We start from the raw sequence: 5,324 nt of genomic DNA, 5'->3' as shown, positions 1-5,324 counted from the left end.
TACATTGGCTGCTGACAATGCTTGCGGCGATTTCCGGTACCGTGGCGGCTTGCGTGATGCTCCTCATGCAATAAAACCGTATGTCATTCCAAAATCATATATCATTGATATCAAAACTGGCAATTCATGAAGAAATATGATATACTCTTTTTACTGCGCGAAGAACGCGGTATATTTTTGTTTTGACGAGTAAATTGAATTTGACTGACAGAGGGGTAGCCATGTTCGGGAAGTATTTCGGCGATTTAAAACAGGAATTTGCCGGTTATAACGGCGGCAGATTATTAAAGGATTTGATGGCGGGCGTCACGGTTGCGGCGGTCGCGCTGCCGCTCGCGCTTGCGTTCGGGGTCTCGAGCGGGGCGGACGCCGCGGCGGGGCTTGTGACCGCCATCATCGGCGGTTTTATCATGGCGCTTTTATCGGGTGCGTCGTATCAGATCTCAGGTCCGACCGGCGCGATGACGGCTATTTTGGTCACCATCGTCGCGAAATACACGATGCAGGGGATGTTCGTCACCTGTCTGATGGCGGGTGTGATTTTGCTTCTGTGCGGCATTTTCAAACTCGGACGGCTGGTCAACTACATCCCGCTTCCGGTCATCACCGGTTTTACCTCGGGCATTTCGCTCGTGATCGCGCTCGGGCAGATCGATAATTTGTTCGGGACTAAATCTTCCGGCGAAGTCATTACCGAAAAAATCGCCTCTTACTTTACGCTCGGCTTTCACATCAATGTGCCGGGCATGCTTGTAGGCCTCGGCGTGATTATCCTCATGATTGTTTGGCCGAAAAAATGGAACGCACGGGTGCCCGGGTCGCTCGTCGGCATCATTTTGGCAACGGTCGCGGTCACGCTTTTAAAACTCGATATCCCGACGGTCGGCGAAATTCCGAGAGGGCTTTTGCTTGAAAACCGTTTTTCGTTTTCGCAGCTGAATTTCGATTCGCTGAAATCTCTGATCTCGCCCGCGGTTTCGATCGCAGCGCTGGCGATGATCGAGAGTTTGCTCTGCGCGTCGAGCGCATCCAGAATGAAAAAAGAGAACTACGACCCCGACCGCGAACTGATCTCGCAGGGCGTCGGCAATCTGGTGCTGCCGTTTTTCGGCGGCGTGCCCGCGACGGCGGCGATCGCGAGAACCAGCGTCGCGATCAAATCCGGCGGGCAGACGCGTCTGACCGGGATGTTCCACTCGGCGGTGCTGCTGCTCTGCGTGTTCTTCCTTTCACCGGTGTTTAAAAACCTGCCGCTCTCGGCGCTCGCGGGTGTTTTGATGGTGACCTCGTTCCGCATGAACGAATGGGAAAACATCAAACAATACTTCGGCAAAAAGCTGCGCGGACCCATCATCAAATATCTGATCACGATGGTCGCCACGGTGGTGTTCGACCTGACGGGTGCGATCGTGCTCGGAATCGTCGCGGCGCTCGCGGTATTTGTGGCCAAACAGTCCAATCTGCAGGTCAGCGTTTCAAAAATCGAAAACAGCAAGCTTCATACCAATACGCAGGACGTCGAGGACTCCTGCAAAGACGCCGTCGTGGTCTATGTGACCGGGCCGTTATTCTTTATGAACGCCCAAAAGCTGATTCGCGAACTCGGGCAGATCGAGGGTTACAAAACCGTGATTTTATCGATGAGAGGCGTGCCCTCGATTGACATCAGCGCGACCGGCGCGCTGTCGGATTATTATGACGAATGTGTCTCAAAAGGCATTGATCTGGTATTCTGCGGAGTTCATGATACGGTGTTGAATCAGATGAAGGGCCTCGGGTTTTACGATAAAGTCGGGAGCGGCCGCTTCTATTTCAGCGTCGACAGGGTGATCACCCAGATGTGCAGTATTGAAAACGCGGAAAAAACTACGGTCTGATATAAAAAGAAGCCCTCTGAAGAGGGCTTTTTATTTCAATCGAACCTTGTTTCCCAGTGTTCGCTTGCCGTGGCTTCAAAACACATTTTGATCTGGTCATAAGTGTTTTTCTCTGTGAATAACTCGGGCAGGGAATCAAGGGTGAAAAAGCCGCTGGCATCGGTCTCGGTATTGCTTTCGAATTTACCGCCGAGCAGCTCACACAACACAAAAACCTTGCAGATGCTGTAGATATAACGCGGGATATTATGCTTGTTGCGATCTTGTAACGCGATCACACGAATCGGCCGGACGTCGACACCGGCCTCTTCTTTTGCCTCTTTGACGGTGTTTGAAAAAACGGATTCGGTCACATCGACCCATCCGCCCGGCAAGGACCACCTGCCGTCTTCTTTGACGAGCAGGATTTTGTTCTCTTTAAAAATCGCGGCGCGGGTGTCCAGTTTCGGGGTCTGGTAACCCTTTTCGCCGCAGAAAAGCCCTTCGACGGTCTCTTTCGGCATATCGGCTTTACAGGCGACCATTTCGGCGGCGATCTCCCGTATGCGCTCGAAACGCTCCTTGTCGAATTTATTCTCGGTGTAGGCAAGCCCGTTTTGAGCGAGCGCCTGAAGCTCCACCGCCCAAGCGAACCAGGGCTCATACCTGCAGTCTGCTTTATTTTCCATAAAAACCTGCTTTCCGGCAAAAACACCTATTCGTCATTATATCATTTCCAAAAGAAGGCGGCAACGGATTAAATGCAAATATTGATGCGTAAGTTCTGATTTTTTGGGTCAGAAATTAGTTTTAATTTTGCTTTTGAGGTTTTTTAGGTTTATATACTTTACAATTGATCAAAAATTCAATATAATACAGGCGATATGTCCCACACAATTGATTGGTTGACGGTTTGTTTTTGAGAGGAGCGTCTCTATGAAAACAAGAACAAGGATCAAATGGTTATCGGCGGCTGTACTGCTGCTCGTTGTCGCTGCCGTTTTGAATTTCACGATTCCGGCGGTTTCGAAACTCACTCCTGCAATATCCACCCCGTTAATCGTTTTTCCCAAAGCGCCTGCGGAGCTGACCGCAGCCGCGGGGATCAACCTTGCGATGAACTGGCAGGTGAAACTCGACTGGAAAGACAATTCCGGGAACGAGACCTCGTTCAAGATTTACCGAATGACGTCCGGCGCTTCTTTGAAGATCTATACGGCAATCGGCACCGTCGCGGCAAATACAACCACGTATACGGATCTGGACGTGGATTTGGGGAAAACCTATTTTTACTATGTGGCCTCGGCAAATTCGGCCGGAGAGAGCAAAAGTGAAGTTATCTCCTCCGCAGTCACCGATTCGGCCCCCAAACCGCCGACCGATCTGACCGCAGCAAAAGATTCGGAGACCGAGCCGACCAAAGTCACAATCACCTGGAATGACAAGTCCGACAATGAGAACGGGTTTAAAATCTATAGGCGCGACTCGGCCGGTAGCACGTCATTCAAACTGATCAAGACGCTGAACGCGAACTCCGAGACCTTTGCCGACAGCGAAATCTCCCCCGATCTCGAGGGCAGGTATTATATCTACCGTTTGTTTGCTTTTAACGACATCGACGAGACAACTTCGGTCACGGGTGAATACCCGGTGCCTTTTCGCCTGAAAGCGCCGACCGGCCTGAATACCGCAATCACCTCGACGACCGCGGATTTGACCTGGAAGGATAATTCCGCGAAAGAGAGTTATTATGCGGTTTATCGCTGCACCGACGGTGTGAATTATCAGCTGATTGCGGGAACGGGGCACGAGGTCTCGTATCACGACGCCAATCTGATGCCGAATACGCTCTATTATTATGCCGTTGTCGCCGTTTTTGAGGCCGATTCGAATTTGGGCAGCCAAAAGGTCTTTGTCACCGCGAAGACAGCGCTTGCTTCAAGCAGTCCGGCATCTTCGGGCAGCGGATCTTCTTTATCGGGAAGTTCGGGCGCCGCGAGTTCCAAAGCTCCGTCATCCGCCGCAAGCACAGCTTCAGCGGCTTCCGCGACAAAATCCGCAGTGAGTTCCAAAGCGAAATCGTCCGAACAGACGGTTTCCGCCGTTTCCGAAAATCCGGGCGAACCCGTTGATGCGATAACCTCCGACAGCGTGACGTCCGGCGTTTTGTCACAGGAAGAGCGTTCGGTGACAGCGACGATTGCCGAAACGGTGCGGCAGAATGCGCTGCTTATCATCGGAGCAGCCGTAATTATTCTGTTGGTCGTGGTCATCATCCTTTTGAGCATAAAAAGGCGGCAAAAATAATCCTGTATCGTACCCCTCTCCGGATGAGCGAAAAACTAAGACGGGGGAAACGACATTACGCAACAGCAAAGGGGCGCACAGCGCCCCTTTTCGGTATTGGCGATCCACCGGCTGTTTATGATGCTTTCGCAAGAAACGGGATCACGTATTCCAAAGAGTTGATCACCATATGGCCCGTATTTTCGAGCAGGTGAATTTCGGCGTGGGGAAGCAGTTTGCCTAGCCGTTTTGCGGCTTCGGGCGCGTTGACCATGACGTCGAGTTTCCCGGCGAGGAACAAAACCGGCATGGTGAGCCGCTTGAGCTGTTCGTCCGAAAAGGCGGGAAGTTCCTCGGCGATCGGGAAATAACCCGAGACAATCAAATTAATGAATTCCAAAACCTCTTTCGGCAGTTTGATGCCCTGCGAGATCGAGGAATCCATTGTGAGGGCCTCGTTTTTCTCAGCGGCCTGCTTTGCCTTTTCGAGGATGGCGGCATTTTGCGCTGACAGTCCCGACGGGGCGATAAGGATCAGCTTTGAAACGCATTCCGGGTATTTGACTGCGAATTTGAGCGCCATCCAGCTGCCGAGCGAATTGCCCATCACGACCGCGCTTTTGATCAAGAGCGCGTCAAAGACCGCTTTCAGCCAGTCGGCGTATTCGTCCGATTGAAGGGTAAGGCGATTTTCTTCACTGTTTCCGGCCTCGCCCGGGATATCGGCGGCAAAGACGTGATATTTCGCCGAAAGCGCAATGATCTCGGAAAACCAAAACGCGCTGTTGCTGCACGAACCGTGTAAAAGAATTAGCGGCGGGTTTTCGGGGCTGCCGGATTCGAGCAGAAAGGTCTTTGCAAACGGCGTATCAATATACCTTTGCCCGAACGGGAACGCAGACAGAATTTGATTATAACGGGTTCGGATGGCATGCTTGCACTCCTCAGACTTAAATACTTTGACGGTTGACATGATGACCACTCCTTTTACCCGGGTTTGCGGGATAGCTGCGCAATCGAGGCGATGACGGCTTCGGTGAATTCGATGCCGCCCCATAATGAAATGCGGAGTTTGTTTTGTTCGGGGATATACTGGGTTTGCATCGAGCAGCGTCCGTATTCCGGCGGCTTGGAATTGACGGCGCCGTTTAACAGATTGGAAATGCGGGTGGCTTCCTCGGG

General features: G+C 51.9%; 5 protein-coding genes. 2 read left to right on the top strand and 3 right to left on the bottom strand.

All coding sequences use genetic code 11. From position 1 onward, the window contains the following. The first annotated feature begins 221 nt into the window (after positions 1-221). Positions 222-1,877, top strand: coding sequence for a SulP family inorganic anion transporter (locus PKH29_12375; GenBank protein ID HNX15634.1), 1,656 nt, complete (start codon positions 222-224; stop codon positions 1,875-1,877). Positions 1,878-1,912: 35 nt separating this feature from the next. On the opposite strand, the gene PKH29_12370 is transcribed toward PKH29_12375, so the two are convergent. After that, positions 1,913-2,545, bottom strand: a complete 633-nt coding sequence (locus PKH29_12370; GenBank protein ID HNX15633.1) for an NUDIX hydrolase — start codon at positions 2,543-2,545, stop codon at positions 1,913-1,915. A 247-nt stretch (positions 2,546-2,792) separates the two neighbouring features. Here PKH29_12370 and PKH29_12365 point away from each other — a divergent pair, with 247 nt between their 5' ends. Continuing rightward, positions 2,793-4,163: a hypothetical protein gene (locus tag PKH29_12365; protein HNX15632.1), complete on the top strand. Its 1,371-nt coding sequence runs from the start codon at positions 2,793-2,795 to the stop codon at positions 4,161-4,163. A gap of 115 nt (positions 4,164-4,278) precedes the next feature. On the opposite strand, the gene PKH29_12360 is transcribed toward PKH29_12365, so the two are convergent. Next, on the bottom strand, positions 4,279-5,115 hold the full coding sequence (locus tag PKH29_12360; GenBank protein ID HNX15631.1) for an alpha/beta hydrolase: 837 nt from the start codon (positions 5,113-5,115) through the stop codon (positions 4,279-4,281). Positions 5,116-5,129: 14 nt separating this feature from the next. Then, the coding region (locus tag PKH29_12355) for a hypothetical protein (protein HNX15630.1) at positions 5,130-5,324 on the bottom strand (195 nt) is incomplete at its 5' end.

The sequence above is a fragment of the Oscillospiraceae bacterium genome, from assembly GCA_035353335.1.
In the GTDB taxonomy this organism is placed as follows: domain Bacteria; phylum Bacillota; class Clostridia; order Oscillospirales; family JAKOTC01; genus DAOPZJ01.
Note: the sequence above shows the minus strand (reverse complement) of the source record. Positions and strands in the feature narration are given on the sequence as shown.